A 1,582-nucleotide genomic window follows, 5' to 3' on the forward strand; every position below is an offset into this window, starting at 1 on the left:
CAGCAGCGTCAGCAGCCGGTACGGCACGAGCTGGACGACCACGTGGACGCCGCCGACACGCAGCTCCAGAAAGGGACGCGCGGTGGGGGGAGCGGGGCATCGGGCATGGCGGGCTTCTCCGTTCGCGGCGGGAGTCCCGTCAGGCTCACCCGGATTGTCGACAATCTCGGCGACGCGAGGCAGGGCAGCGGATCCTTCTCCGCTCCTCGGTGAAGCGGCACGTCGAGCCCGATTGCAGAGCGGGATCCGCCGGGAGGGCGGGCTCAGAACGCCGACAGCAGGGCTTCCTCGTCCAGTTCGGCGCCCGGGCCGCTGCCGGGCAGCGCCAGTTCGTACCAGACCGTCTTGCCGCGGTGCGTGCGCCTGCTGCCCCAGTTCTGGCTGAGCATGCTGACGAGTTGCAGCCCGCGCCCGCCCTCGTCGGTGTCCCGGGCGCGGCGGCGGCGCGGCTGGACCAGGTTGCTGTCCCACACCTCGCACACCAGCGTGCGGCCCAGCAGCAGCCGGAGCCGTATCTCGGGCTCGCCGCCGCCGCTGCGACCGCCTTCGCCGTGCCGGAGCGCGTTCGTCACCAGCTCGCTGACCAGCAGCTCGGTGGTGTCGATCAGCGGTTCCAACTGCCAGGTGGCCAGCTGCGTACGGGCGTGTTCGCGGGCGAGCGCGACCGAGCGGGGTTCCGCGGGCAGCAGCCAGTCGCCGACGGTGTCGGCGGGCAGTCCGCGGATACGGGCCATCAACAGGGCGATGTCGTCCTCTCCGTGCCGGGTGTAGAGCGTGTCGAGTACGTGGTCGCAGACGTCCTCAAGCGGCTGCGCGGGGTCGCAGAGCGACTTGCGGAACTCCTCAAGGCCCTCGTCCAGGCCGTGGTCGCGGGACTCCACGAGGCCGTCGGTGTAGAGCGCGAGGAGGGCGCCGTCCGGCAGCTCGACATCGACCTCCTCGAACGGCTCGCCGCCGACGCCGAGCGGCATCCCGGCGGGCACCTCCAGCAGCAGCGGCGGCTCGCCGGGCTCGACCACGACGGGCGGCAGGTGGCCGGCGTTGGCGAAGGTGCAGCGCCGGGTGACCGCGTCGTAGACGACGTAGACGCAGGTGGCGAGGTAGACCTCATCGGAGACGCCGCCGAGGCCGCCGGCGATCTCGTCCAGCGCGGCGAGCACTTCGGCCGGCTCCAGGTCGAGCATGGCGAGGGTGCGTACGGCGGTGCGCAGTTCGCCCATCGCGACGGCGGCCCGCAGGCCGCGGCCCATGACGTCGCCGACGACGAGCGCGGTGCGGTGGCCGGGCAGCTCGATGACGTCGAACCAGTCGCCGCCGACCTCGGTGGCGGTGTTGCCGGGCAGATAGCGGCAGGCGATGTCCAGGCCCGCGGCCTCAGGGTCGCCGGGCGGGAGCAGGCTGCGCTGGAGGATGAGGGCGCGGGAGTGCTCGCGGCGGTAGAGGCGGGCGTTGTCGATGCAGACGGCGGCGCGGGCGGCGAGCTGCGCGGCGAGGGCGGCGTCGCGTTCGCCGAAGTCCTCGCTGCCGCGGGCGCGGGAGAACTGCACGAGCCCGACGAAGGTGTCCCCGGCGACCAGCGGCA

2 protein-coding genes are annotated in these 1,582 nt (G+C 73.2%); one reads left to right on the plus strand and one right to left on the minus strand.

Annotated elements, in window-relative coordinates; translation table 11 throughout:
* A partial coding sequence (locus tag H5J30_RS36120) for a hypothetical protein (protein ID WP_220189568.1) occupies positions 1-213 on the plus strand: 213 nt, incomplete at its 5' end.
* Positions 214-263: 50 nt separating this feature from the next.
* Here the strand turns inward: H5J30_RS36120 and H5J30_RS32225 are convergent.
* On the minus strand, positions 264-1,582 hold a 1,319-nt coding region (locus H5J30_RS32225; protein WP_181791173.1), incomplete at its 5' end, for an ATP-binding SpoIIE family protein phosphatase.

Origin of the sequence: Streptomyces phytophilus (assembly GCF_013870535.1) — a bacterium.
In the GTDB taxonomy this organism is placed as follows: Bacteria; Actinomycetota; Actinomycetes; order Streptomycetales; family Streptomycetaceae; genus Streptomyces; species Streptomyces phytophilus.